Origin of the sequence: Ideonella sp. (genome assembly GCF_041287625.1) — a bacterium.
Classification (GTDB): Bacteria; Pseudomonadota; Gammaproteobacteria; order Burkholderiales; family Burkholderiaceae_C; genus Ideonella.
Map to the genome: position 1 here is coordinate 224,266 of NZ_JBGGNH010000073.1, position 25,218 is coordinate 249,483.

General features: G+C 67.5%; 23 protein-coding genes, 2 tRNA genes, 1 pseudogene and 1 riboswitch. Of the genes and pseudogenes, 15 read left to right on the plus strand and 11 right to left on the minus strand.

What is annotated here, in order from left to right; translation table 11 throughout:
* Positions 1 to 3: 3 nt before the first annotated feature.
* The 5 genes from ACAH41_RS27995 to ACAH41_RS28015 are packed head-to-tail and all read right to left on the minus strand — an operon-like array spanning position 4 to position 5,080.
* Entirely contained in the window at positions 4 to 1,200 is a 1,197-nt protein-coding gene (locus tag ACAH41_RS27995) for an MFS transporter (RefSeq protein WP_325654749.1), read from the minus strand.
* Complete coding sequence (gene rmuC / locus ACAH41_RS28000) at positions 1,197 to 2,570, minus strand: DNA recombination protein RmuC (RefSeq protein WP_325654747.1); 1,374 nt, start codon at positions 2,568 to 2,570, stop codon at positions 1,197 to 1,199. Before rmuC ends, ACAH41_RS27995 begins: the two co-directional genes overlap by 4 nt.
* Positions 2,571 to 2,616: 46 nt before the next feature.
* Positions 2,617 to 3,615: a D-glycerate dehydrogenase gene (locus tag ACAH41_RS28005; protein ID WP_325654745.1), complete on the minus strand. Its 999-nt coding sequence runs from the start codon at positions 3,613 to 3,615 to the stop codon at positions 2,617 to 2,619.
* 8 nt (positions 3,616 to 3,623) lie between these two features.
* Positions 3,624 to 4,094, minus strand: a complete 471-nt coding sequence (locus ACAH41_RS28010) for a thioesterase family protein (protein WP_325654743.1) — start codon at positions 4,092 to 4,094, stop codon at positions 3,624 to 3,626.
* Positions 4,091 to 5,080 carry a histone deacetylase gene (locus tag ACAH41_RS28015; protein WP_325654742.1) on the minus strand — a complete coding sequence of 330 codons (990 nt, stop codon included), beginning with the start codon at positions 5,078 to 5,080 and terminating at the stop codon, positions 4,091 to 4,093. Before ACAH41_RS28015 ends, ACAH41_RS28010 begins: the two co-directional genes overlap by 4 nt.
* A gap of 243 nt (positions 5,081 to 5,323) precedes the next feature.
* Here ACAH41_RS28015 and ACAH41_RS28020 point away from each other — a divergent pair, with 243 nt between their 5' ends.
* Complete coding sequence (locus ACAH41_RS28020; RefSeq protein WP_325654769.1) at positions 5,324 to 5,887, plus strand: phasin family protein; 564 nt, start codon at positions 5,324 to 5,326, stop codon at positions 5,885 to 5,887.
* A 251-nt stretch (positions 5,888 to 6,138) separates the two neighbouring features.
* On the opposite strand, the gene ACAH41_RS28025 is transcribed toward ACAH41_RS28020, so the two are convergent.
* A complete protein-coding gene (locus ACAH41_RS28025; RefSeq protein ID WP_325654741.1) occupies positions 6,139 to 7,065 on the minus strand; it encodes a patatin-like phospholipase family protein in 927 nt (308 codons plus the stop codon).
* Between the two features lie 174 nt (positions 7,066 to 7,239).
* Between ACAH41_RS28025 and ACAH41_RS28030 the strand changes: the two genes are divergently transcribed.
* From ACAH41_RS28030 to ACAH41_RS28065, 8 genes are all read left to right on the plus strand, one after another.
* Positions 7,240 to 8,970 carry a nitrite/sulfite reductase gene (locus ACAH41_RS28030; RefSeq protein ID WP_325654740.1) on the plus strand — a complete coding sequence of 577 codons (1,731 nt, stop codon included), beginning with the start codon at positions 7,240 to 7,242 and terminating at the stop codon, positions 8,968 to 8,970.
* Positions 8,971 to 8,991: 21 nt separating this feature from the next.
* The gene (locus tag ACAH41_RS28035; protein ID WP_325654739.1) at positions 8,992 to 9,471 is read left to right on the plus strand and encodes a DUF934 domain-containing protein; all 480 of its coding nucleotides are present in this window, start codon (positions 8,992 to 8,994) and stop codon (positions 9,469 to 9,471) included.
* On the plus strand, positions 9,468 to 10,280 hold the full coding sequence (locus ACAH41_RS28040; RefSeq protein WP_325654737.1) for a phosphoadenylyl-sulfate reductase: 813 nt from the start codon (positions 9,468 to 9,470) through the stop codon (positions 10,278 to 10,280). The genes ACAH41_RS28035 and ACAH41_RS28040 overlap by 4 nt, the downstream gene beginning before the upstream one ends.
* Before the next feature lie 8 nt (positions 10,281 to 10,288).
* Positions 10,289 to 11,080: a uroporphyrinogen-III C-methyltransferase gene (gene cobA, locus ACAH41_RS28045; protein ID WP_325654736.1), complete on the plus strand. Its 792-nt coding sequence runs from the start codon at positions 10,289 to 10,291 to the stop codon at positions 11,078 to 11,080.
* A gap of 120 nt (positions 11,081 to 11,200) precedes the next feature.
* Positions 11,201 to 11,524 carry a ferredoxin FdxA gene (fdxA, locus tag ACAH41_RS28050; protein WP_141288510.1) on the plus strand — a complete coding sequence of 108 codons (324 nt, stop codon included), beginning with the start codon at positions 11,201 to 11,203 and terminating at the stop codon, positions 11,522 to 11,524.
* A gap of 142 nt (positions 11,525 to 11,666) precedes the next feature.
* A riboswitch (TPP riboswitch) is annotated at positions 11,667 to 11,773 on the plus strand.
* Positions 11,774 to 11,834: 61 nt separating this feature from the next.
* Complete coding sequence (locus ACAH41_RS28055) at positions 11,835 to 13,988, plus strand: TonB-dependent siderophore receptor (RefSeq protein ID WP_325654732.1); 2,154 nt, start codon at positions 11,835 to 11,837, stop codon at positions 13,986 to 13,988.
* Between the two features lie 113 nt (positions 13,989 to 14,101).
* Positions 14,102 to 14,177: transfer RNA gene (locus ACAH41_RS28060), tRNA-Asn, on the plus strand.
* Positions 14,178 to 14,302: 125 nt separating this feature from the next.
* Positions 14,303 to 14,378, plus strand: a tRNA-Asn gene (locus ACAH41_RS28065).
* 172 nt (positions 14,379 to 14,550) lie between these two features.
* Here the strand turns inward: ACAH41_RS28065 and ACAH41_RS28070 are convergent.
* The 3 genes and pseudogenes from ACAH41_RS28070 to msrA all read right to left on the minus strand — a co-directional run bounded on the left by ACAH41_RS28070 (position 14,551) and on the right by msrA (position 16,155).
* On the minus strand, positions 14,551 to 14,739 hold the full coding sequence (locus tag ACAH41_RS28070; protein ID WP_325654731.1) for a hypothetical protein: 189 nt from the start codon (positions 14,737 to 14,739) through the stop codon (positions 14,551 to 14,553).
* Between the two features lie 121 nt (positions 14,740 to 14,860).
* Positions 14,861 to 15,316, minus strand: a pseudogene (locus tag ACAH41_RS28075) (thioredoxin family protein); the annotation flags it as partial.
* A gap of 86 nt (positions 15,317 to 15,402) precedes the next feature.
* Positions 15,403 to 16,155 carry a peptide-methionine (S)-S-oxide reductase MsrA gene (gene msrA, locus ACAH41_RS28080; RefSeq protein ID WP_325654730.1) on the minus strand — a complete coding sequence of 251 codons (753 nt, stop codon included), beginning with the start codon at positions 16,153 to 16,155 and terminating at the stop codon, positions 15,403 to 15,405.
* A gap of 277 nt (positions 16,156 to 16,432) precedes the next feature.
* On the opposite strand from msrA, the gene ACAH41_RS28085 reads away from it, so the two are divergent.
* Positions 16,433 to 17,323: an SRPBCC family protein gene (locus ACAH41_RS28085; protein ID WP_325654728.1), complete on the plus strand. Its 891-nt coding sequence runs from the start codon at positions 16,433 to 16,435 to the stop codon at positions 17,321 to 17,323.
* A gap of 30 nt (positions 17,324 to 17,353) precedes the next feature.
* Here the strand turns inward: ACAH41_RS28085 and ybaL are convergent, their stop codons facing one another.
* On the minus strand, positions 17,354 to 19,069 hold the full coding sequence (ybaL, locus tag ACAH41_RS28090; RefSeq protein ID WP_325654726.1) for a YbaL family putative K(+) efflux transporter: 1,716 nt from the start codon (positions 19,067 to 19,069) through the stop codon (positions 17,354 to 17,356).
* 68 nt (positions 19,070 to 19,137) lie between these two features.
* On the minus strand, positions 19,138 to 19,929 hold the full coding sequence (locus ACAH41_RS28095; protein WP_325654724.1) for an IclR family transcriptional regulator: 792 nt from the start codon (positions 19,927 to 19,929) through the stop codon (positions 19,138 to 19,140).
* 101 nt (positions 19,930 to 20,030) lie between these two features.
* Here ACAH41_RS28095 and ACAH41_RS28100 point away from each other — a divergent pair, with 101 nt between their 5' ends.
* The 5 genes from ACAH41_RS28100 to hmgA are packed head-to-tail and all read left to right on the plus strand — an operon-like array spanning position 20,031 to position 25,218.
* Entirely contained in the window at positions 20,031 to 20,996 is a 966-nt protein-coding gene (locus ACAH41_RS28100) for an MBL fold metallo-hydrolase (protein WP_325654722.1), read from the plus strand.
* A gap of 3 nt (positions 20,997 to 20,999) precedes the next feature.
* Positions 21,000 to 22,658 (plus strand): FAD-dependent oxidoreductase, encoded by a 1,659-nt coding sequence (locus tag ACAH41_RS28105; protein WP_325654720.1) that lies wholly within the window; start codon positions 21,000 to 21,002, stop codon positions 22,656 to 22,658.
* A 14-nt stretch (positions 22,659 to 22,672) separates the two neighbouring features.
* Positions 22,673 to 22,912, plus strand: a complete 240-nt coding sequence (locus tag ACAH41_RS28110) for a DUF2783 domain-containing protein (protein ID WP_325654719.1) — start codon at positions 22,673 to 22,675, stop codon at positions 22,910 to 22,912.
* Positions 22,909 to 23,880 (plus strand): tripartite tricarboxylate transporter substrate binding protein, encoded by a 972-nt coding sequence (locus tag ACAH41_RS28115; RefSeq protein WP_325654718.1) that lies wholly within the window; start codon positions 22,909 to 22,911, stop codon positions 23,878 to 23,880. Before ACAH41_RS28110 ends, ACAH41_RS28115 begins: the two co-directional genes overlap by 4 nt.
* A gap of 21 nt (positions 23,881 to 23,901) precedes the next feature.
* A complete protein-coding gene (hmgA, locus tag ACAH41_RS28120) occupies positions 23,902 to 25,218 on the plus strand; it encodes a homogentisate 1,2-dioxygenase (RefSeq protein WP_325654716.1) in 1,317 nt (438 codons plus the stop codon).

Sequence of the window (25,218 nt, forward strand, 5' to 3'; positions counted from 1 at the left end):
TGATCAGTGCCCCGCGCCCGGCACCACGCGCCGGGCCGGCCACTGCGCCAGCAGCACGATGCTGCCCATCAACCACATCGGCGCGGCCGGCAGCGTGGCGGCGGCCAGCAGGCCGAACAGCGTGGGCATGAAAACCGTCGCGCCATTGGTCACCAGCATGCGCAAGCCCAGCGCCTGGCCGTGGCGATCGGACGGCGTGACCTGGTGCAGCATCGCCAGCACCATCGGCTGTACCGACCCCAGCGCCAGACCCAGCAGCGCCGAACCCACCAGCATGCCCGGCGTGCCGGGCAGCCAGACGTAGACGGCGCACACCGCCGTGGCCAGGCCCATCGCCGAGCGCAGCGCCAGCCGTTCGTCCAGCTTGTCGGCCCAGCGGGAGATCAGGAAGCGCACCACCGTGGCCGCAGCGGCAAAAGCGCCCAGCACCAAACCGATGCTGGAAGCGCTCATCGCCCGCACATGGCCCAGCACAGGAATGGCGAAGCTGTGTGCGTCCCAGCAGGAGGACAGCGCCAGGTTGACCAGCAGCAAGGCGCGCAGCTGCGGGCTTTTCAGCAGATGCCATGCAGGCGCCTGCTCGGCACCGGCCCCTGCCGGCGGCGCAGGCTGGCGCGGCACCCAGCCGGCAAAGGCCCAGGATGCGAGCGGCAGCAAGGCGGCGAACACAAAGCCGCTGCGGTAGCCCACATGGTCGATCAGCAGGCCGACGACCACCGGCGCCAGCGCATTCGACAGCGCCGGCCCCAGCGACACCCAGCTGAACACGCGCTTCAGGTCCAGCGCGTTGTGCGCCAGGCGGCCGGCCTCGCGCTGGATGCCGACGGCCGCAACCGCGACCGCGCCCCCCGTTGTCAAGGCCGCCATCGCGAGCGCCACGGGATGCTGCGAGATGGCGGCCAACAAGGCCCCGCCCGCACCCATCACCACGCCAATGCCCAACGTGCGGTGCATGCCGTGGCGGTCCGCCTGCCGTCCGGCCCACAGCGACAAGGGCAGCGGGGCCAGCGCGAACAGCGACAGCAGCGTGCCCACCATCCATTCGGGGTAGCCCAGGTGGAGCAGCAACAGGCTGGCGGTCACGCGGGTGGCCGCCATCGACGCATGCACGCCAACCAGCGCGCCGATCACCGCGGGCAGCGCCCGGCGCATCGCCAGCTTGTCGTGCTGCGCGTCCTGGGCAGAAGCCGCGGCCGTCATTCGCCAATCTCCCGCAGTTCATCCAGCGGTGCGGCGGCGGCACCCAGCAGCTGCGCCGCCTGAGGCTCGCTCATCTGCTCCACGCCCTTGAGCTTGCGCGCCATCACGCGGGTGCGCACCTCGGCTGCGTCAATGCTGGAGCTGGCCTCTTCGAGCTTCTTCTTGGTCTTGGCCAGCACCTCGCCAAACTTGCCGAACTCGGTCTTCACCGCGCCCAGCACCTCCCAGACCTCGGCGCTGCGCTTTTCCAGCGCCAGCGTGCGGAAACCCATCTGCAGGCTGCTCAGCGTGGCCAAGAGCGTGGTCGGGCCGACCAGCGTGATGCGGTGGTCCCGCTGCAAACCTTCCACCAGCCCTGGCCGGCGCAGCGCTTCGGCGTACAGCCCTTCGGTCGGCAGGAACAGCAACGCGAAGTCTGTCGTGTGCGGCGCGGCCACGTATTTCTCGCGGATGCTGCGCGCCTCCTGCCGCAGCCTGGCCTCCAGCGCGCGCGCTGCTGCTTCGGCGGCCACCGGGTCGGCCTGCTCCTGGGCCAGCAGCAGGCGCTCGTAGTCTTCGCGCGGGAATTTCGCATCGATCGGCAACCAAAGCGCCTGGCCGTCGTCGCGCCGGCCAGGCAGCCGGATCGCGAACTCGACCCGTGCGCCGCTGCCGGGCACGGTCTCGACGTTGGCAGCGTACTGGTCCGGCGCGAGCACCTGTTCCAGCAGCGCCGCCAACTGCAGCTCGCCGAACACACCGCGCGTCTTCACATTGTTCAGCACCCGCTGCAGCGAGCCCACGTCGCGCGCCAGCCCCTGCATCTCGCCCAGGCCCTTGTGCACCTGCTCCAGCCGCTCGGCCACCTGGCGGAAGCTTTCCCCCAGGCGTTGTTCCAGCGTGGCATGCAGCTTCTCGTCGACGGTGGCGCGCATCTGCTCGAGCTTCTGCTCGTTGCCCTGCTGCAGCTGGGCCAGCCGCTGCTCCACCGCCACGCGCAGCTCGGCCTGCTTGCGTTCGTTGGCTTCGGAGAGGCTTTGCAGCTGCCGCGTCAGCGCCTCGGCGAGCCTGCGCAGCGCGAGTTCCTGCGCTTCGCGGGCCTGGGCCAGCGTGCGGGCCGCGTCGCCGGCCTGGGTCAACAGGCCTTGCTGCAAGTGCGCCAGCCCTTGAGCCAGCTCGGTGCGGGTGGCGCGGGCGCTGCCCTGCACCTCGCCGCGCAGCTCGCGCTCCAGCCGCTCGACCGCGGCGGCGCTGCCATCACCGCGCCGCAGCCAGAGCGCCAGCACCGCGATCAGGTTCAGCGCCAGAAGGGCCAGCAAGGCCGCTTCGACGCTGTTGACGGAGAAACTGGAAACGGAAACGCTTGAAGCAGCAGCAGGCAACACGGTCATCGCCGCCATTGTCGCGCCCGCCGGGCCTGCGAGCCCGGCCCCGCACTCAAGCCCGGGCCAGCACCTCGGGGTTCAGCGCCGTCGGCGGCGTGCCGCCGGTCAGCGACGCGATCAGGTTGTCAGCCGCCAGGTTGCACATGGCCATGCGGGTGGGAATGCTGGCGCTGGCGATGTGCGGCGTCAGCACCACGTTGGGCAAGTCCAACAGCGCGGGCAGCACCTTGGGTTCGCCCTCGAACACGTCCAGCCCGGCCGCGGCAATGCGCCGCTCGGCCAGCGCGCGGGCCAGTGCCGCGTCGTCCACCACGCCGCCGCGGGCGATGTTGGTCAGCGTTGCGGTCGGCTTCATCTGCGCCAGCTCGGCTTCGCCGATCAGGTGGTGCGAGGCCGGGCTGTAGGGCACGACGATGACCAGGTGGTCCGCCTCGCGCAACAGCGTGGCCTTGTCGACCCAGCGGGCGTTGACGGCCTGCTCTTCAGCCTCCGGCAGCCGGCTGCGGTTGTGATAGATCACCGGCATGCCAAAGCCCAGCGCGCCGCGCCTGGCGATGGCCTGGCCGATGCGGCCCATGCCCAGCACGCCCAGCGTGGCGCCATGCACATCGGCGCCGGCCATCAGGTCGAAGCTCCAGTGCGTCCACTCGCCACGGCGCAGGAAGCGCTCCGACTCGGCAATGCGCCGCGCGGTGGCCATCATCAGCGCAAAGCCGAAGTCGGCCGTGGTCTCGGTCAGCACGTCGGGCGCGTTGCTGACCAGCACACCGCGCGCGGTGCAGGCCGGCAGGTCGATGTTGTTGTAACCGACCGCCATGCTGCAGACCGCCTTCAGCTGAGGGCAGGCCGCCAGCAGCTCGGCATTGATCGGCTCGCTGGCCGCGACGAACACGCCGTCACAACCTTGCAGCCTGGCGTGCAGTTCGGCCGGCGCCAAGGCCTGCTCGCTGTCGTGCGTGATGACGTCCAGGTGCTCACGCAACCGGTCAATCACTTCAGGGAAGATCGGCCGCGCGACGAGCACGCGAGGACGGCTGGGACTGGTGGACATGGTGTGCTTCAGTTGACGAGCAATGGCTGCAGCGCCCGCACCAATGCCGCCGGCAGCGGCACCGGCCGGCGCGTCGCGCGGTCGACATAGACGTGGATGAAATGGCCAGCCGCGGCGCTCATCTCGTCGCCCGCGCCAAACAGGCCGACTTCGTAGCGCACGCTGGAACGGCCGACATGCGCGACACGCAGGCCGGCTTCGACGGCTTGCGGAAATGCCAATGGAGCGAAGTAGTTGCAACGGGTCTCGATGACCAGGCCGATGGTCTCGCCGGCGTGGATGTCCAGCGCACCGGCTTCGATCAGGTAGCCGTTCACGGCAGTGTCGAAGAAGCTGTAGTAGACGACGTTGTTGACGTGGCCATAGACGTCGTTGTCCATCCAGCGGGTGCCGATGCTGCGGAACAACCGGTAGGCGCTGCGTGGCAACGCGGCGGGCCGCGCGGCGGCTTCGGTGGCTGCGGAGGTGTCTGCGCTCATGCGGCGATTGTTCCATCGGCACCGGCGATTGGCTGTCGCGTGGCGGACGCAGCGCGCCGCTGTTGCCATGCCACCCAACTTTCGCTGGCCAGCGCCAGCGTGTGCCGTTGCAGCGCCACGGTCACGGCAATGTCGTGGCCATACCCGCCAGCCATCGACAAGGCCACCGGCAGCCCGCGCTCTCGCAGCGCATCCAGCACGAAGCGGTCGCGCTGTGCCAAGCCTCCGGCCGTCACCTTGAGCCGGCCCAGCCGGTCGCCCTCGTGCGGGTCGGCGCCAGCCAGGTAGAAAACCAGGCCGGGCGGCGTGCGCTGCAACCGCTGCCACACGGTGTCGAGGCCTTGCGCCAGCGCGGCCAGGTAAGCCGTGTCGTCGCAGCCGTCCGGCAGGTCCACGTCCAGGTCGCTGGGCACCTTGCGGAACGGGAAGTTGCGCGCGCCGTGCATCGAGAAGGTGAAGACGGTCGGGTCGTCGGCAAAGATCTCGGCGGTGCCGTTGCCCTGGTGCACGTCCAGGTCGATCACCAGCACGCGCAGCAGGCTGCGATGGTGGCGATGCCATTCGGCTTGCATCAAGCGCGCAGCCACAGCCACGTCATTGAACACGCAATAGCCCGTGCCCTTGGCAGCGCTGGCGTGGTGCGTGCCGCCGGCCAAGTTGGCCGCCACGCCCTCGCTCAAGGCCACCCGCGCTGCGGCAATGCTGGCACCGACCGAACGGCAGGCCCGCTCGGCCATGCGAGGTGACCACGGAAAGCCGATCTCGCGCTGCTGCGCCGGGCTGAGCCAGCCTTGCAGCACGGCATCGATGTAGCCAGGTTCGTGCGCCAGCGCGAGTTCGCCCTCGGTGGCTGGCGGCGCCTCGCACAGGCGGATCTGCGGCAGCAACTGGGCCACCGCGTCGCGCAGCAACGCATATTTGCCCATCGGGAAACGGTGCCCCGGCGGCAGTGGCAGCACGAAATGGTCGGACGTGAAGGCCTGCATCGAGCCGCATTGTGCGGCCCCGGCGCGACAGGCGTGCAAAGCCGGCTGACCAACCCGCGGAATCACCCTTCCGCATGCGGAATCACTGCCGCCAGCCAAATTGCTGCAGCGCAACAAAAATGCTTGCAATCCGTTGGCAGACCTCTATACTTGAAGTCATGTTGCAGCGCACAAAACAGTCCGCGCTGTCCTGAAGGATCGAAAGATTCACCCGCCGCTGTTTTTCTTCACCGAATGGAGACTCTGATGCTGACTGCTGAACAACTGGTTGCGAACCAAAAGGCCACTGTGGAAACCCTGTTTGAACTGACCAACAAGGCCTTTGCTGGCGTTGAAAAGCTGGTTGAACTGAACCTGCAAGTGGCCAAGGCTTCGATGAGCGAAGTCGCCGAAACCGCCAAGGCTGCCATGTCCGTCAAGGATGCGCAGGAACTGCTGTCGCTGCAAGCCAGCCTGCTGCAGCCGGCCGCTGAAAAGGCGGCCGCTTACGGCCGCCACCTGTATGACATCGCCGCCGCGACCAATGCCGAGTTGACCCGCGCTGCCGAAGCCCAGATCGCCGACGCGCAAGGCAAGTTCATGGCCACGGTGGACACCGCAGTCAAGAGCGCCCCCGCAGGTTCGGAAAACGCCGTGGCGCTGGTCAAGTCGGCCATGGCCGCTGCCAACAACGCCTACGAGAGCGTGAACAAGGCTGCCAAGCAGGCTGCCGATGTCGCGGAAGCCAACTTCCAGGCGATGACCAACACGGCAGTCAAGGCTGCCCAATCGGCCCCGAAGCCGCGCCGCGCCGCCACTGCGGCCTGAGCTTTGAGACACAGGGTGAGCAGATTCACCCTGTAACGCGGACGGCCGGGAACTTCCCCGCCGTCCGTTGCTCCATCTGACGGGGCACCGCAGACAGCCACCTGCTGGTGCCTGCTCCATGGAAGGTTGTCTCCTCGGTGCCTTCTTCTCCAGTTAGGCACCTTCAAACCCGACCCCGGTCACGCCGACCCGGTCGGGTTTTCTTTTGGCGGAACCCGGCGCAGCACCGGGTTCGCTGTCTCGGGCGCTGGTCAGCGCGTCAAGGCCGTGATGCGGGCCTTCAGCGCCGCCACCTGCGCGAGCGCCGCTTCCCGTCCGGACTGCACTGCCTTGGCACGCGAGGCAAAGTCGGCGCTGGAGACGCCAACCAAACCGGGGCGCAGCACGATGTCGGCGTCTTTCAGCTCGAAGCGGTTGATGCTGCGGCCCATGATGGCGAAGGTCTGCAGCAGCAGGTGGAAGGCATCGCCAGTGGCGGCACCGTCAGGCGGGGACGAAATGTCGACCGCGATGACCAGGTCGGCTCCCATCTGACGGGCGAAGCGCACCGGCACCGGGGACACCAGGCCCCCGTCCACATATTCGCGCGTGCCGATCTTGACTGGCTGGAACACCGCCGGCACCGCGCTGGACGCGCGCACCGCCGCACCCGTGTCGCCGCGCTGGAACAACACGGCCGTGCCGTCGTCCAGGTCGGTGGCGACGATGCCCAGCGGCACCTTCATCTGTTCGATGTTCAGGTTGCGGGTTTGCGTGCGCACGTAGCGCGCCAGTGCGTCACCGCGAATCAGCCCGCGTCCGGGGAATGCCCAGTCCGTCAGCGCCGACTCGTCCATGCCCTGCGCCAGCGCGGCCAGTTCCGTACCTGATTTGCCGGACGCATAAAGCGCCGCGACCAAGCTGCCGGCCGAGGTGCCGACGATCAGGTCCGGCTTGATGCCCTGCTCTTCCAGCACCTGGATCACGCCAATGTGGGCAAAGCCACGCGCCGCGCCGCCACCCAGCGCCAGGCCAATGCGGGGTGGCTTCGGCGCGGCGCTGGGGATCAGCGGTGGCGGTGGCAACTCGACATGCACCGGAGGCGGCGCAGGCGGGGTCGATTGGCAACCGACCAGCAGGCCAGTCAAACCGCCGGCAGCCCAACCCAGGCAGCGGCGACGGGAACAACGCGAATTCATGGACGAGCAGATCTCCAGGGACTTCCAGTGGCAACGGATTCTAGGCGGCGCACGCGCTTGGAAGATTTCTTCATATCCATTGGAAATAAACAATCAACTTTTATGTTCTTTTCAAGAATAAGAACGCTTCCTACAGTGCGGGACATCGGGTGTTCCCTGCCCCAAGCCATCGCCATGTACAACTACACCGACTTCGACCGCCAGTTCGTCCGCCAACGCGCGGCCCAGTTCCGTGACCAGCTGACACGCAACCTGGCCGGCGAGCTGGGCAGCGAGGAATTCAAGCCGCTGCGGCTGCAGAACGGCTGGTACGTGCAGCGCCATGCGCCGATGCTGCGTGTGGCCGTGCCGTATGGTGAACTGAGCAGCCGCCAGCTGAGGCAGCTGGCCGTGATCGCCCGCGAGCACGACCGCGGCTTCGGCCACTTCACCACGCGCCAGAACCTCCAGTACAACTGGATTCCGCTGCCCCAGGCGGCCGATGTGATGGACAAGCTGGCCGAAGTCGACATGCATGGCATCCAGACCTCGGGCAACTGCATCCGCAACATCACCAGTGACGTGTTCGCCGGCATCGCGCCAGACGAAGTGGTCGACCCACGGCCGTACTGCGAAATCCTGCGCCAGTGGAGCACGCTGCATCCGGAATTCGCCCACTTGCCGCGCAAGTTCAAGATCGCCGTCTCCGGCGCAACCGAAGACCGCGCGGCCATCGCCTGGCATGACGTGGGCCTGCAGTTGCTGAAGAACGAGGCCGGCGAAGTCGGCTTCAAGGTGCTGGTCGGTGGCGGCATGGGCCGCACGCCGGTGATCGGCAGCGTGATCCGCGAATTCCTGCCCTGGCAGCAGATTCTCGTCTACCTCGAAGCCATCGTGCGGATCTACAACCGCTTCGGCCGCCGCGACAACGCCTACAAGGCCCGCATCAAGATCCTTGTCAAGGCCGAAGGCCAGAAGTATTTCGACGCGGTCAACGCCGAGTTCGACAAGCTGATGACCAGCGACCCGGCCGGCCGTGAACACATCATTCCCGAGTCCGAACTGGCCCGCGTTGCCGCGAGCTTCCAGGACCCGGTGGGCGTGCACCCCGCCGTGGGCGGTTTCGACCCGCACCGCACCGGCCCGGCACCGACCGCCTTCCTGCGCTGGCTGGAGCGCAATGTGCACGGCCACCGCATCTCCGGTTATCGCGCCGCCACCCTGTCGCTGAAGCGCCCGGGCCAGGCGCCCGGCGACGTGACCGCCGAACAGATGGAACTGGCCGCCACCATGGCCGACCGCTACTCCTTGAGCGAGCTGCGCGTGAGCCATGACCAGAACCTGGTGCTGCCGTGGGTGCGCGAAGCCGACCTGTTCGCCGTCTGGCATGCCGCCCGCGACGCCAGCTTCGCAACGCCCAACATCGGCCTCTTGACCGACATGATCGCCTGCCCCGGCGGCGACTTCTGCGCGCTGGCCAACGCCCGCTCCATCCCGGTGGCCGCCAGCATCACCGAGCGTTTCGACGACCTGGACGCGCTCTACGACCTGGGCGACATCGACCTGCACATCAGCGGCTGCATGAACTCCTGCGGCCACCACCACACCGGCCACATCGGCATCCTCGGCATCGACAAGGACGGTGACGAGTGGTACCAGATCTCGGTCGGCGGCTCTGACGGCTCGACGCTGAGCGGCGCCTCGGTGCCGGGCAAAGTCATCGGCCCATCTTTCGCGGCCGAGGAAGTGCCGGACGTGATTGAGGCGCTGATCGACACTTACCGCGCCGAGCGCGAAGCCGGCGAACGTTTCATCGACACCGTGCGCCGCATTGGCGTGCCGCCGCTGCGCGCCGCCGCCGATGCCGTGCGCCACGCCACCGCCCGGCCCCAGCAAGATCAAGAGCTGGCCACCGAAGCGGCCTGAGCCGGTCACAGGACATCCACCATGAAGTTCGTTTCCCTCCAAGACACCGGCTGGCAGGCAGTTGACGCCGCCGAAACCGCACCGGCCGCCGCGCCCCGGCGCCTGCTGACGCTGGCCCAGTGGCAGGCCGTGCGCGCCAACTGGCCGGCTGACCTGCCGGTCGCCGTGACCCTGCCCAACACCTTCGACGTCGAAGAACTGGCCGCCGACCTGCCGCGCATCGCACTGGTCGCGCTGCAGTTCCCCAAGTGGACCGACGGCCGCGCCTACAGCCAGGCCCGCACGCTGCGCGCCCGCCTGGGCTACCAGGGCGAAGTGCGCGCCACCGGCGAGGTGCTGGTCGACATGCTGCCGCTGCTGCAACGCACCGGTGTGGACGCCGTGCAGCTGCGTGCCGATCAGCGCGAAGAGAGCGCCCGCCGTGCCCTGACGCTGGTCACCGAAAACTACCAGGGCGATGTCTCGCAGACCCGCCCGCTGTTTGCGAGGCTTGCTGCATGAGCGCCGACAACATCTCCGTCCTGCCCGAGCCTGACGCCAGCGAAACCTCGGCGCTGCCGTGGGCCAGTGCTGCGTCCAACGCGATTGCGCTGTATGCACAGCACACGGCCGGCTTCGAAGCGCGCGTGGCGGCCACCGTCGCCTGGCTGCGCGAAGCCGCCGAGCAGCACCCCGGCAGCGTCGTGCTGGCCAACAGCCTGGGCGCCGAAGACATGGTGCTGACCGACCTGATCGCCCGCCACAAGCTGCCGATTGCCATCGGCACGCTACAGACCGGCGCGCTGCATGCCGAGACGCTGGCACTGATCCCGCAGATCGAGAAGCGCTACCAGCTGCCAGTCGAACTCTACGAGCCGCGCAACGAAGCGGTGGTGCAGTTCGTGCGCAAGAACGGCGAAAAGGCCATGTACCAGAGCCTGGAACTGCGCAAAGGCTGCTGCCACGTGCGCAAGCTGGAGCCGCTGGGCCGCATGCTGGAAGGCCGCAGCGCCTGGGTCACAGGCCTGCGCCGCGAGCAGTCGCAAAACCGCGGGGAGATGCCGGCCAGCGAAGTCGAAGCCAACGGCCGCACCAAGTACAACCCGCTGGTCGACTGGACCTGGGCCGACATCTGGCACTACATCGAGCAGAACAACGTGCCGTACAACGCACTGCACGACCAGTTCATGCCCAGCATCGGCTGCGCGCCTTGCACCCGTGCGATTGCCGTGGGCGAAGAATTCCGCGCCGGCCGCTGGTGGTGGGAAGACGAGAAAGCCAAGGAATGCGGCCTGCATGTTCGACCTGAAACCGAGACGGCCGAAGCCTGAACCCGCGCATGTCCTTGCCTGCAGACCCCGCCACGCCCGGCCGCGTCATCTTCATCGGCGCCGGCCCCGGCTCAGCCGACCTGATCACGCTGCGCGGCGCCAGGGCGCTGGGCCAGGCGCAGATCGTGTTGTTCGACGCGCTGACCGACCCTGCGCTGCGTGACTTCGCGCCGCAAGCCCTGTGGCTGGACGTGGGCAAGCGCGGCTTCACCGCCGCCACCGCCCAGGCGCGCATCAATGCGCTGCTGGTGCAGCACGCGGCCAGCGGTGCGGTGGTTGCGCGGCTCAAGGGCGGCGACCCGTCCATCTTCGGCCGGCTGGAGGAAGAACTGCAGGCGCTGGCCGAGGCCGGCATCGCCAGCGAAGTCATCCCCGGCGTGACCGCGGCGTTGGCCGCTGCCGCCGCCACGCAACGCCCACTGACCCGCCGCGGCCGGGGCCGCAGTCTGGCGTTGAGCACTGCAATGACCGCCGAGCTGGAACTGCGCGCCAGCCAGCGCGCCGACACCGAAGTTTTCTACATGGCCGGCCGCCAGCTGGCCGACCTGTCCCGTCGGCTGCAAGATGCCGGATGGCCAGGCGACACGCCGGTCAACGTGGTCTCGCGTGCAGGCTGGCCTGACCAGTTGATGTCCGACCACCGTGTTGACACCCTGCCCGCGGCCTGCGTGATGCATGCCGGCCGGCCCGCAGTGGTCACGGTTGGCGTGGGCGCGGCGGCGGTCAGCGAGATGCCGCGGCCGGCGCAGGCCACCGCAACAGTTGAAGGCCATCCGGCAATCCCGGCCTTCGCACCGTAAAATTCGCTTTTCGCCAGCCGCCGCCGGCGCAGTCGACTAGTTCGAAAGCTGCCGGGGCAAGCCACGCGTGCGTTCCAACAGACGGGGCGCCCCTTTTTCTCATACCAACGATTCCGCCCCATGACCCACGTCGTCACCGAAGCCTGCATCCGCTGCAAGTACACCGACTGCGTCGACGTCTGCCCCGTCGACTGCTTCCGCGAAGGCCCGAACTTCCTGACCATTGATCCGGACGAGTGCATCGACTGCGCGGTCTGCATTCCCGAATGCCCGGTCAACGCCATCCTGCCCGAGGAAGACGTGCCCGGCGACCAGCAGCAGTACATCGCGCTGAACGCTGAACTCGCCAAGCTTTGGCCCAGCATCACCAAGCGCAAGCCCGCGCTGCCGGATGCTGACGAATGGAAGGACAAGACCGGCAAGCTGGGTGAGCTCAAGCGCTGAGCCGCTCTCGCCTTGCCAGGCAGCCCGCCGCGTGCGGGCTTTTTTGCGCCTGCCGCCAGTCAAACATCGCAGCCTGCCACCGCGTTGCACGTGGGTTAAGGGCGATAATCCTCACGCGCTGCGGCCTCTCTCACGACTGCAGCGCATCCGCTAGGGGTGTTGGCCCGTCCACAGGACAGGGCCGACTGAGACAGTCCCTTTGAACCTGATTGAGGTAATCCTCGCGCAGGGAAGCCATGTTGAGAGCGCGTGCCGGTCCTCGGCCGCTTTTTCACTGCATTGCCCTTGCGCCATCGACTGGAAGTCACCGATGGCCCGCCGCCTTTCTCCTTTTGCATTCCTTCGCCAGCCGCTCGCGGCTGCCGCACTGCTGGCATTGACCGCCGGCGCCCAGGCACAAACCACGCCGACCGAGACCGTCACCGTGACGGGCCGCAGCAGCGCCCTGCCCGCCACCATCGCCGGCTTTGGCGACACGCCGCTGGCCCGCTCGCCGTTCCAGGCCAGCGTGCTGAACACCGGCCTGCTGCTGGACAGCGGCATCGACTCGCTGAGCGAGATCACCAGGCTGGACGCCAGCATTGGCGACGCCTACAACGCGCCCGGCTACTGGGCCTCGATGCGGGTGCGCGGCTACGAGCTGGACAACCGCCATAACTACCGGCGCGACGGTCTGCCCATCAATGCCGAGACCGCGCTGCTGATGGACAACAAGGAAAGCATCGAGGTGCTCAAGGGCACCAGCGGTGCCCAGGCCGGCATCAGCTCGCCGGCGGGCCTGGTCAACTTCGTCGTCAAGCGCCCACGCGGGGACCAGAAGAGCGTGCTGCTGGGCTGGACCGAGTCCGGCAGCCTGAAGGCTGCGGCCGACATCGACCAGCAACTGCTGGACGGCAAGGCCGGCCTGCGCATCAACGCCTCGGTCGAGAAACTGGACCCGCTGCAGCACGACACCGAAGGCCACCGCCACCTGCTGGCTGCGGCCGGCATGCTGCGTCTGGGCAACAGCGGCAAGCTGGAAGCCGAAGTCGAGTTCAGCCACCAGTCCCAGCCGAGCATTCCGGGCTACAGCATGCTGGGCGACACGCTGCCCAAGGCTTCGACCGTCGACCCGCGGCTGAACCTGAACAACCAGCCCTGGTCGCTGCCTGTTGTGTTCGACGGCCAGACCGCCAGCCTGCGCTGGACCCAGGCCTTGAGCGCGCAATGGCAACTCAGCGCCCAGGCCATGCAGCAGCGCCTGCAGACCGACGACCGCGCCGCCTTCCCTGTCGGCCTGTTCGATCCCGTCACCTATGACTGCGCCCCCTGCGACCGCTACAGCGCCGACGGCCACGTCTCGCTCTGGGACTTCCGCAGCGAAAACGAACACCGCGACACGCGCGCCGCCGCGCTGACGCTGGAGGGCAAGCTCGCCACGGGCCCGCTCACCCACCAGGTCTCCACAGGCCTGACCTGGAGCAAACTCACAGCCCGCTTCGGCCCGCAGACCTACAACCTTGCCGGCACCGGCACCGTGGACGGCAAGACGGAGGTGCCTGCCAGCCCGGATGCGCTGTACACCAACACCAACCGCGACGAACGCAACGTCGAGCTGCACCTGCGCGACGTGATCGACCTGAGCCAGGCCACCCGCCTCTGGCTGGGCCTGCGGCACACCCGGCTGTCGCGCGGCAGCGTGGCCACCGATGGCAGCGAGCCGGTCAGCTACGACCAGAGCTTCACGACGCCATGGCTGGCGCTGACCCAGCAGTTCACGCCCACGCTGATGGGCTACGCGAGCTGGGGCCAGGGCATCGAAAGCGATGTGGCGCCGAACCGGCCGGTCTACAGCAATGCAGGCCAGCCACTGCCTGCGCTGAAGAGCCGCCAGACCGAAGTCGGCGTCAAGTTCCAGGACCGCGAACTGGACGCTACCTTGACCGCATTCGACATCCACCGCCCGGTCAGCAGCGACCTGGGCGCCTGCTCGGACGACGGCAGCTGCACGCGAGTGAGCGATGGCGACGCGCGCCACCGCGGCCTGGAGGCCAGCGCCGATTGGCACAACGGCCCGCTGACCTTGCGTGGCAGCGTGATGGCGTTGCGCGCTCGGCGCGAGGGCGCAGCCGATGATTCGCAGAACGGCTTGGTGCCCGCGAACGTGGCGCAACGCACGCTGCGCGCCTCGGCCATCTATGCGCTGCCGCAGGTGCCCGGCCTTTCGCTGGTCGCCACCGCTTCGCATGAAGGCTCGCGCTACGTGCTGCCGGACAACTCGGTCGCCATTCCGGGCTGGACCACCTGGTCGCTCGCCAGCCGTTACCAGACCCGCATTGCCGGGCATGACACGGTGCTGCGCGTGGGCGTGGACAACCTGTTCGACCAGCGCGCCTGGCAGGAAAGCCCGTACCAATATGGCCATGTCTATCTGTACCCGGTCGCGCCCCGAACTTTCCGCGCATCTTTTCAGGCCTTTCTGTGAGCCCCCAGATCTGCCGCTTCGCGTCAGGCCCCCCAGGGGAGAAGAAAACTTGGGGCGGCCCGGCGTTTTCTTGTGAAACCCTTGAATTTCTGCCTATAATCTGAGGCTTCACTTCCCCGATAGCTCAGTTGGTAGAGCGCCGGACTGTTAATCCGTAGGTCCCTGGTTCGAGCCCAGGTCGGGGAGCCAAAGTGAAATTTCTCGCAGCGCGCGGAAGGCAACTTCAGATGCAAAGCGAGTGCAGCGCAGGACAACCGAACCTGTAGCGAAGCCAAGAAATTGAAGCGTGTTGGCTTTTCGAAGCCAGCCCCTTTTCCTCGATAGCTCAGTTGGTAGAGCGCCGGACTGTTAATCCGTAGGTCCCTGGTTCGAGCCCAGGTCGAGGAGCCAAAATATCGAAGCCAGCAGGTTTGCGCCTGCTGGCTTTTTGCTTGGTGCGTTTGCCTTGCATCAACGCCAGACTCAACCGGGCAGGTCTGGCGGATTTGGTTGGCCGCACAATGCAAAACGGGCCCTTTCGGGGCCCGTCTTCAGCCCGGCGCCCATCAAGGGCGCCACTGGCTCACTTGCTGGCAGCCGGGGCGGCAGCGGGTGCAGCCGTCGCAGCGTCAGTCTTCTTCTTCGAGTGCTTCTTGTGCGCCTTGGCAGGAGCCGAGGCCGCCGCAGCCGCTTCCGGCTTGGCCGGCGTTTCGGTAGCGAAGGCACCGGCAGCGAACACGGTGGCGATCAAGGCAGCAGCAAGCTTGTTCATGGCAGTCTGACAATGTCAGTCAAGTGGTTGGTGCTGGTTCAACGCGGCCTGTCTTGGCAGCGTTGACACTGAAATGCGGTGAATTTTTGCGTGCAGTGAAGCCCGCCCTGCCTCAGCCAGCAGCCTCCAGGAGCAGTTGCTGGATCACCCGCTCGGAGTGCTCGTACTCGCCCTCACCGTAGTGATGAAAGCGGATTCGGCCCTGCGCATCAACAAAGTAGTGTGCAGGCCAGTAGCGATTGTTGAATGCGCGCCAGATCACGTAGTCGTTGTCCATCGCCACCGGGAACGTGACGCCCAAGTCCGCCAACGCCTTCTTCACGCTGGCCACGTTCTTCTCGTAGCCGAACTCCGGCGTGTGCACACCGACGACCACCAGGCCCTTGTCGCGGTACTTCTCGTGCCAACTGCGCACGTGCGGCAGCGCGTGCAGGCAGTTGATGCAGGAGTAGGTCCAGAAATCCACCAGCACGACCTTGCCGCGCAGGTCTTCCGGACTCAGCGGTGCCGAATTCAGCCAATTCACCGCACCAGTCAGCGGCGGCATGCTGCCTTCAACCGGCAGGCCGCTGGCTGCCTTCGCCGGCAAAGCCACGACAGTTGCCAGCGAAGCCCCAAAGTTCAGAACATCACGTCGATTGGGCACTGAAATCTCTCCCAGTTTCAGCGCCTGGCTTGAGAAACCAGCGCGGGTTCGGTCTGATAGACCGCGGGAAACAGGCGCTTGAGCGCCCCCACCTTCGGCATGTCGTTGACGACGATGTACGGGTAGCGCGGGTTGAGGGTCAGGAAGTCCTGGTGGTAGTCCTCGGCAGGGAAAAAGGACTGGCTGGGCTCCAGCCGGGTCACGATGGGCGCTTCGAACACATGCGCCTGGTCCAACTGCGCGATGTAGGCCTTGGCCACCTTGGCTTGCGCGTCGTTCGCCGGGAAGATGGCCGAGCGGTATTGCGTGCCCTGGTCCGGCCCCTGGCGGTTCAGTTGGGTCGGATCGTGTGCCACCGAGAAAAAGATCTGCAGCAGGCGCGCGTAGCTGATCTGCCGCGGGTCGAAAGTGAGCTGTACCGATTCGGCATGGCCGGTGCCGCCGCCGCTCACCGTCTGATAGGCAGCCGTGCGCTTCTCGCCGCCGGCATAACCCGACACCGCGTTGCTCACGCCCTTCACGTGCTGGAACACACCCTGCACGCCCCAGAAACAACCTCCCGCAAGCACTGCGACCTCGGTGTTGCCTGTTGCAGCAACAGGCTCGGCAGACTTGAAGGCCGGCACTTCGCGGGTCTCGCCGGCCGACACCGGCATGCAGCCTGTGGCGCCGACAGCGGCCAGCGTGGTGATGCCAGCCGCAGCAGACAGCCAGCGGCGGCGTGTGGCTGCGGAAGGGCCGTTCGAGTCATCGTGGAAAGACTTGCGCATGTGTTCAAACCCCAGCTTGCTCATCCAACGGTTCACAAAGGTTCAGGCCGTCAGTCGGCCCACCACGCCGAAACCTTACAGCGCATGGCGGCATGGCACCGGCCAGGATCGGAACAGCCATTGACTGCGGCATGGCGATGGTCAAATGCACGCGCCGCCAGCCGTGCATGGCGGCAGTCACCGATGGAGGGACACACCCGTGCGGCTTTGGAGGATTTTTTTCGTCGGCGCAGCTTATGGGCTGCTGATGCGGCTCGCCTTCGGCCTGTTGCCGTTCATGACGTCCAGCCACCCCCGCACGGCCAGCGGGCCGATGCTGTGGTCCTTTGTGCTGCTGGTGCCCTGCCTGATCGGCGTTTACACCATCGCGTCAATGGCAGCCGAGAGACGCTCACTGGGCCTGTCCATCACCGCACCTTGGGTGCCAACGCTGTGCTTTGTTGGCGGCACGGCACTGCTGCTGATCGAGGGCAGCATCTGCATCGCGATGGCGCTGCCGGTCTTCCTGGCGCTGGCCAGCCTCGGCGGACTGTTGGCACACGCATACACCCGGGTGGCCTCACCCAAGCAAGGCACGCTGAACGCGCTGCTCGCACTGCCGCTGCTCGCCGGCCCGGTAGAGGCCCAACTGCCCCTGCAAGACGAACTCGCCCGCAGCGCCGCCAGCATCCACATTGCCGCCACGCCGGAAGTGGTCTGGGGCTACATCAACCACGCGGTGCAGATCCAGCCCGCAGAGATGAGGGGCGGCCTGGCCTACCTTATCGGCCTGCCCTATCCGCAGGAAGCCATCACTCAGGCCACGGCCAGTGGTGGCCACGTGCGCAAGCTGCGCTGGGACAAACACGTGGCGTTTGATGAGCCCATCACCGACTGGGAGCCGCAGCGCTACATCCGCTGGACCTACGACTTCAAGCCGGACGCCTTCCCGCCCGGCGCACTGGACGAGCATGTCCTCATCGGCGGCCGCTATTTCGACCTGCAGGACACCTCGTACCGGTTGACCCCTGAAGCCGGTGGAATGCGGCTGGACATCGAGGTCCACTACCGTGTCAGCACCCATTTCAACTGGTACGCCACCAGGGTCGGCCAGCTGCTGGTGGACGACGCCGCACAGGCCATCCTGCGCTTCTACAAGCACCGCAGCGAAACGACCGGCAGCAGTTGATCCGGTGCTGACGGTGGCGGATGCCCGCAGTCAGTGCATCGCCGGTGCCGGCGTGTCGCGGTCGAAGCGGTCGAGCACGTGGGTCAGCATGCCGCGGGCAAGTTCTTCCTCGCCGTAGAATACCGCGCCGATCTTGTCGTGGCGCAACAGCTCGGACTCCTCTTCGCTGTGCGTGCGCAGCACCACCTCGATCTGCGGATTCAGCGTCCGGGCAGTGTCGGCCATCTGGCGCACATTGAGCGCGTCCGGTGTGGCGATCACCAGCATCGCGGCGTTTGCAATGTGAGCCTGGATCAGCACTGCCGGATCGGCCGCGTTGCCCGAAACGGCGGCCACACCGCGTCTGCGCAGGTCTTCGACGCGCTCGCGGTTCTGCTCCGCGACCACATACGGAATGCCGCGCGCATCCAGCCCCTGGGCGATGCGCTTGCCCACGCGGCCGTAGCCGACGATGACCACCTGCCCTTCCAGGTAGCGGCGCTCGGTGCTGGTGGGCAGTTCGGCGAACGGGTCTTCTCGCTGCTCCAGCCGCTGCGCCAGCGTCGAGCGCGCCAGCACCCAGCGGCGGAACGGCTCCATCGCAGCAAACAGCAGCGGATTCAGCGCGATGGAGATCAGCGCGCCGGCCAGCACCAGGCTCATGCCAGCCTGCGGCAGCAAGCCCAGCGCCACGCCCAGTCCCGCCAGGATGAACGAGAACTCGCCGATCTGCGCCAGGCTGGCGGCCACCGTCAGCGCAGTGTTCAGCGGGTAGCGGAACAGGATCACCAGCGCCGCCGCGGCCAGGGCCTTGCCCAGGATGATGACGGCGACCACCGCGAGCACGTGGCCCGGCTGCTCGACCAGGATGGCCGGCTCGAACAGCATGCCGACCGACACGAAGAACAGCACCGAAAACGCATCGCGCAGCGGCAGGGACTCCTCGGCCGCCCGGTGACTGAACTCCGATTCGCGCATCACCATGCCGGCGAAAAAAGCGCCCAGCGCAAACGAGACCTTGAACAGCACCGCCGCTCCGTAGGCGATGCCAATGGCCACCGCCACCACCGCCAGCGTGAACAGCTCGCGCGAGCCGGTGCGGGAGACCTGCCACAGCAGCCAGGGCAGCACCCGCCGGCCCACCACCAGCATCAGCACGATGAAGGCCGTGACCAGCAGCAGCGTCTGCCCGATGGCCCACCACAGCGGCTGACCAGCTTCGGCTTCGGGCACGGTGCCGCCCAGCACCCCCGCGAGTGGCGGCAGCAGCACCAGCACCAACACGGTGGCCAGGTCTTCCACCACCAGCCAGCCGACCGCGATGCGGCCGTTCATGGACTCAAGCGTGTTGCGTGCCTCCAGCGCCTTCAGCAGCACCACCGTGCTGGCGCAGGACAGCGACAGGCCGAACACCAGCCCCTGCCCCCAAGTCCAGCCCCACCAGTGCGCCAGCACCGCGCCCAGCAGCGTGGCAAACGTCATCTGCACCACCGCGCCCGGCACGGCCACGCGCTTCACCGCCAGCAGGTCCTGCAACGAGAAATGCAGGCCCACGCCGAACATCAGCAGCATCACGCCGATCTCCGACAGCTGCGAAGCAATGTGCACATCCGCCACGAAACCGGGGGTGGCCGGCCCGATCAGGATGCCGGCCATCAGGTAGCCGACGAGTGCGGGCAACTTCAGCCGCTCCGCAATGAAACCCAGGACCAGCGCGACACCAAAGCCGGCTGCAATTGTGGTGATCAGTGAGGTGCTGTGTTCCATGTCTGGCTGACCTTACCAGAGGCTCCCACCTCGCCGGCCGATGGCCGGACGCCGCGGCAGGAATAGCCTCAGCCGCGCGCGCCCAGGCGCCGGGACAAGGCCGCTGCGCTGGCCCGCAACAGCTGCGCCGCAGCCCCTTCTGGCGACGGATCCAGCGAGGCGCGCGGACCGATCGCAGTCAGCGCCAGCACCATCGCGCCGAAGCCGTCGAACACCGGCGCGGCCAGCGCCGAGATGCCCTCCACCGTACCGCCGTCGACGCTGGCGAAGCGCTGCGCGCGAACCTGCGCCAGCTCGGCCTCGAAGCTCGCGTCGATGCCTTTCGGTGGCTTCGCGCCGGCCGGCGCGTGCGCCGCCTCGTCCTTCAAGGCCTGCAGCACCTGCTCGCGCGGCGCAAAGGCGGCAAACAGCCGGCCCGAGGCCGTGCCGCGCACCGACACCACCGTGCCATGCCGCATGTTCACGTGCACCGCCGTCGGCCCTTCTTCCAGCCGCACGAAGGTCGGCCCACGGTTGCCCCAGATCGCAATGCCCACCGTCTGGCCGATCTGCCGCGCCAACGCCGGCAGCTCTGCCGAGGCCAGGCGGATCGGGTCCACCTGCTGCAGGCTGATCAAGCCCATCTGCAGCGCCAGCGGCCCCAGACCGTACTGCCCGGTGGCCGGGTCCTGCGCGATCAGGCCCAGCTTGCCGAAGCTGACCAGGTACGGATGCGCCTTGGCCGGCGCCATGTCGGCCTCGCCGGCCAGTTCCTTCAGCGGCGCCGGCCGACCCAGGTGCACCAGCGCCCGCAGCAGCCTTCCGCCGACTTCGATGCTCTGGATTCCCCGCGAGCCGCCGCCCTCGTCTTCAACGCTCATCGTCACCACGCATTGGTAGTTATACCTAAACGAATTGTTTTGACATTATCAAACGGATTGACCAAGATCAACATACTTTCACATTGCCTAATCGATTCGTCATGAGCAAAGAACCCAACAAGGCGTTTGCCTCGCAAGCCGATCTGGAGGAGAAGAAAGTCTCGTTCACGCGGCTGTCGGCCAACGCCTATGCCTACACCGCCGAAGGCGACCCGAACACCGGCATCATCATTGGCGACGACGCGGTGATGGTGATCGACACCCAGGCCACGCCGGTGATGGCGCAGGACGTGATCCGCCGCATCCGCGAGGTGACCGACAAGCCGATCAAGTACGTGGTGCTGAGCCATTACCACGCGGTGCGCGTGCTGGGTGCCAGCGCCTACCAGCCGCAGCACATCATTGCCAGCCGTGACACCTACGACCTGATCGTCGAACGCGGCGAGGCCGACAAGGCCAGCGAGATCGGCCGCTTCCCGCGGCTGTTCCAGGCGGTGGAGTCGGTGCCCGAAGGCATGACCTGGCCGACCATGACCTTCACCGGCCGAATGTCCGTCTGGCTGGGCAAGCTGGAGGTGCAGCTGATCCAGCTCGGCCGCGGCCACACCAAGGGTGACACGGTGGCCTGGCTACCCGAGCAGAAGATCCTGTTCAGTGGCGACCTGGTCGAATTCGACGCCACGCCCTACGCCGGCGACGCGTACTTCAAGGACTGGCCGCAGACGCTGGACAACATCGCCGCGCTGCAACCCGTCGCGCTGGTGCCCGGCCGCGGCGCCGCGTTGACCACGCCCGAGCAGGTCGCCGCCGGCCTGGCCGGCACACGCAGCTTTGTGTCGGACGTGTACGCCGCGGTGCAGGCTGGCGTGGCCGCCGGGCAGGACCTGAACGCGGTCTACAAGTCGGTCTACGCCCAGCTCAAGCCCAAGTATGGCCACTGGGTCATCTTCGACCACTGCATGCCGTTCGACGTGACGCGCTGCTACGACGAAGTCACGCAATACGCAGACCCGCGCGTGTGGACCGCCGAGCGCGACCGCCAGATGTGGGAAACGCTGGAAGGCTGAGCCATGGCCCAGGCGGAAACCAATTTCCAGCAGTTGCGCTTCGGCTACCGGCGCAGCGCCGACCAGGACGCTGCCACGCCGGTGCGCCGGCCGGTCGTCGTCGTCGGCGCAGGGCCGGTGGGCCTGAGCCTGGCCATCGACCTGGCGCAGCGCGGCGTGCCCGTCGTGCTGCTGGACGAAGACGGCCAGCTCTCGGCCGGCTCGCGCGCCATCTGCTTTGCCAAGCGCACGCTGGAGATCTTCGACCGGCTGGGCGTGGGCGAGCGCGTGGTCGCCAAAGGCGTGAAGTGGCACGTCGGCAAAGTGTTTTTCGGCCGCGAGGAAATCTACCGTTTCGACCTGCTGCCCGAGCCTGGGCACGAGCGCCCGGCCTTCGTGAACCTGCCTCAGCATGCGGTCGAGGGCTACCTGGTCGAACGCGCGGCCGAGCTGCCAGGGCTGGACCTGCGATGGCATCAGCGTGTCACCGGCATTTGCCAGGAGACGGACCACGCGCGGCTGACCATCAGCACACCCGAAGGCGACTACACGCTGGAAGCCGCGTACGTGGCCGCCTGCGACGGCGCGCGCTCGCCGCTGCGCCAGATGCTGGGCCAGGAAAGCAGCGGCCGGGTCTTCCGCGACCGTTTCCTGATCGCCGACGTGCGCATGAAACACGCGCAGCCCGCCGAGCGCTGGTTCTGGTTCGACCCGCCCTTCCATCCCGGGCAAAGCGTGTTGCTGCACATGCAGCCGGACGGCATCTGGCGCATCGACTTCCAGCTCGGCTGGGACGCGGACCCCGAAGTGGAAAAGCGGCCCGAGAACGTGCTGCCGCGCGTGCGCGCACTGCTCGGCGAGGACCAGGACTTCACGCTCGAATGGGCCAGCGTCTACACCTTCGCCTGCCGCCGCATGCCGCGCTTCCGCCACGGCCGGGTCCTTTTCGCCGGCGACTCAGCCCACGGCGTCTCGCCCTTCGGCGCGCGGGGTGCGAACTCCGGCGTGCAGGATGCCGACAACCTGGCCTGGAAACTCGCCGCCTGCCTGAAAGGCTGGGGCAGCGACGCCTTACTGGACAGCTACGCCGACGAACGCGAAGCCGCGGCCGACGAGAACATCCTGAACTCGACCCGGTCCACCGACTTCATCACGCCCAAGAGCGAGATCAGCCGCGTCTTCCGGGACGCCGTGCTGCAGCTCGCCAAGCACCATCCGTTCGCCCGCAGCCTGGTGAACAGCGGCCGGCTTTCATTGCCCAGCACGCTGACCGGCTCGCCGCTGAACACTGCCAGCGAAACACCCGAAGGCTGCCGCATGGTGCCCGGCGCACCGGCCAGCGACGCGCCGCTGCAGGCTGCAGGTGACCAACCACGCTGGCTGCTGCGCGAACTGGGCGGCAGCGCGCAAGGCTTCACACTGCTGGTCTTTGGCGAGGCCGTGGACTGGCCCGAGCTTGCGCTGCGCCATGCCGCTGAGGGCCTGGCGCCGCTGCAACTGCTGCACCTGAGCCCGCAGGACGACGCCCAAGGCCTGCTCGCGCAACGCTACGCGCTGTCTCCCGGCAGCGCGCTGCTGCTGCGCCCCGACCAGCACCTGGCCGCACGCTGGGAACGCCTGTTGCCCGACGCAGCAGGCCTGGCCGAACTCCGCGCCGCGCTGCAACGCGCACTGGCGCGCTGAACACCGGAGCCACCATGGCCCTGATCCTCACGCCCAACCTCGCCGCACCGGACGATTTCTACGAAGCCCTGATCACCGCGCACCAAGGCCTGGACACGGCCGCCAGCCACGCGCTGAACGCTCGCCTGGTGCTGCTGCTGGCCAATCACATCGGCGACCTGGCCGTGCTGCGCGAAGCACTGCAGGCCGCGCGCGACAGCGGCCCCGTCCCCCTCCCCGCATCATCGAACAACGACCACAGAGACAACGCATGACCCTCCACATTTCCCGCCGTGCCGCCTTGCTGGCAAGCTTGGCATCGGCCGCATCACCGCTGCTTGCGCAGGCCCAGGACCGGCCGCTGGAATGGGTGTTGGGCTACGCGCCTGGTGGCGGTTCCGACGTCGTGGCCCGCACCGTGGCCGACGCGATGAGCAAGACGCTGAACCGGCCCATCATCGTCAACAACAAGCCCGGCGCCGCGACCAACATCGCTGCCGACTACGTCGCCAAGTCCAAGGAATACGGCAACGTGATGCTGACGGCCGACTTCGCCACGCTGGCCGCCAATCCGTCACTGTTCAGCAAGCTCAGCTACAACGCCGAGAAGGACTTCACCCCAGTCGGCCTGCTGGCGCGTTTCCCGCTGGTGTTGGTGGTCGCGCCCAACGTGCCGGTCAAGAACTGGAAGGAATTCCTGGCCTGGGCCAGCAGCCATGCGGACGGCACCAGCTATGCGTCGGCCGGCGCCGGCAGCCCGCATCACCTGGCGACCGAGCTGCTGCGCGAGCGCACCGGGCTCAAGCTGATCCATGTGCCCTACCGAGGCGCCGGTCCGGCCGTCACCGACCTGCTGGGCGGCCAGGTGCCGTTCGGCCTGATGGACACCGCCAGCGTGCAGCAGTACCTGGGCAGCGGCAAGCTGAAGGCCATTGCGGTGGCGAGCCCCCAGCGCCTCAAAACCCTGCCCGAGATCCCCACCTTCGCCGAGCAAGGGCTGCCGAATTTCGAAGCCTACGCCTGGCAGGGTCTAGTGGTGCCGGCCGGCACGCCGCCCGAAGTCGTCGGCAAGCTCAACAAGGCCTTGCAGGCCGCGCTGGACAGCACCTTCGTCAAGGCCCGCTTCCAGACGCTCGCGCTCGAAGCCCTGCCCGGCACGCCCCAGCAGATGACCGACTACGTGCGCGCCGAGCGCGAGCGCTGGGGCCAACTGATCCGTGCCAACCACATCACCTTGGACTAACGCTTCACTCGCCTTCCCCCCATGTCTGACACTCCCCTCCGCTACCAGAGCGGCTTCGGCAACGAGTTCGCCACCGAAGCCGTGGCCGGCGCCTTGCCGCAGGGCCGCAACAGCCCGCAACGCGCACCATTCGAGCTGTATGCCGAACTGGTTTCCGGCACCGCTTTCACCGCGCCACGGCATGAAAACCGCCGCAGCTGGCTGTACCGCCGCCAGCCCTCGGTGGTCGCCGGCCGCTACCAGCCTTATGCGCAACCGCTGTGGCTGAGCGGCAAGCCCGAGGGCGCCGTGTTGCCGCCGGAGCCGCTGCGCTGGGGTCCGTTCCCGATGGCGGGCGCGGCCGAGTGGGACTTCATCGACGGCTTGCGCACCGTGGCCGCTTGCGGCGATGTCGAAGCCCAGCAAGGCCTGGCCGCGCTGGTCTACGTCTGCAGCCGTTCAATGGACCAACGCGCGCTGGTGAATGCCGATGGCGAGATGTTGCTGGTGCCGCAGCAAGGCCGGCTGCGCATCACCACCGAAATGGGCTTGCTGGACGTGGCGCCCGGCGAGATCGCGCTGCTGCCGCGTGGCCTGGCCTTCAGCATCGCGCTGCCGGACGGCCCATCACGCGGCTACGTCTGCGAGAACCATGGGGCCCAGTTCCGCCTGCCCGAACTCGGCCCCATCGGCTCCAACGGCCTGGCCAATGCACGCGACTTCCAGGCCCCGGTCGCCGCGTTCGACGACACGCCCATCGGCCCGGCCGGCAGCTACCAGCTCATCAAGCGCTTCGGCGGCCGGCTGTGGGTGGCAGACGCTCACCGCTCCCCGTTCAACGTCGTCGCCTGGCATGGCAACCTCACGCCGGTGAAGTACGACACGAAGCACTTCATGACCATCGGCTCGATCAGCTTCGACCACCCGGATCCTTCGATCTTCACGGTGCTGACCTCGCCTTCGGACACGCCCGGCACCGCCAACTGCGACTTCGTGATCTTCCCGCCGCGCTGGCTGGTCGCCGAGGACACCTTCCGCCCGCCCTGGTACCACCGCAACCTGATGAGCGAGTTCATGGGCCTGGTCTACGGCCAGTACGACGCCAAGCCCGAAGGCTTCCGCCCGGGCGGTGCCTCGCTGCACAACTGCATGGTGCCGCACGGCCCGGACCAGGATGCCTTCGAGAAAGCCAGCGGCGCCGAGCTGAAGCCGCACAAGCTGGACCACACGCTGGCCTTCATGTTCGAAAGCCGCTACCGCTTCATTCCCACCGACTACGCCATGCAGGCCAGCGGCGTGCTGGACGCCGGCTACCCCGCCTGCTGGGCCGGCCTGCAAGACCGCTTCGCGCCCGCGTGA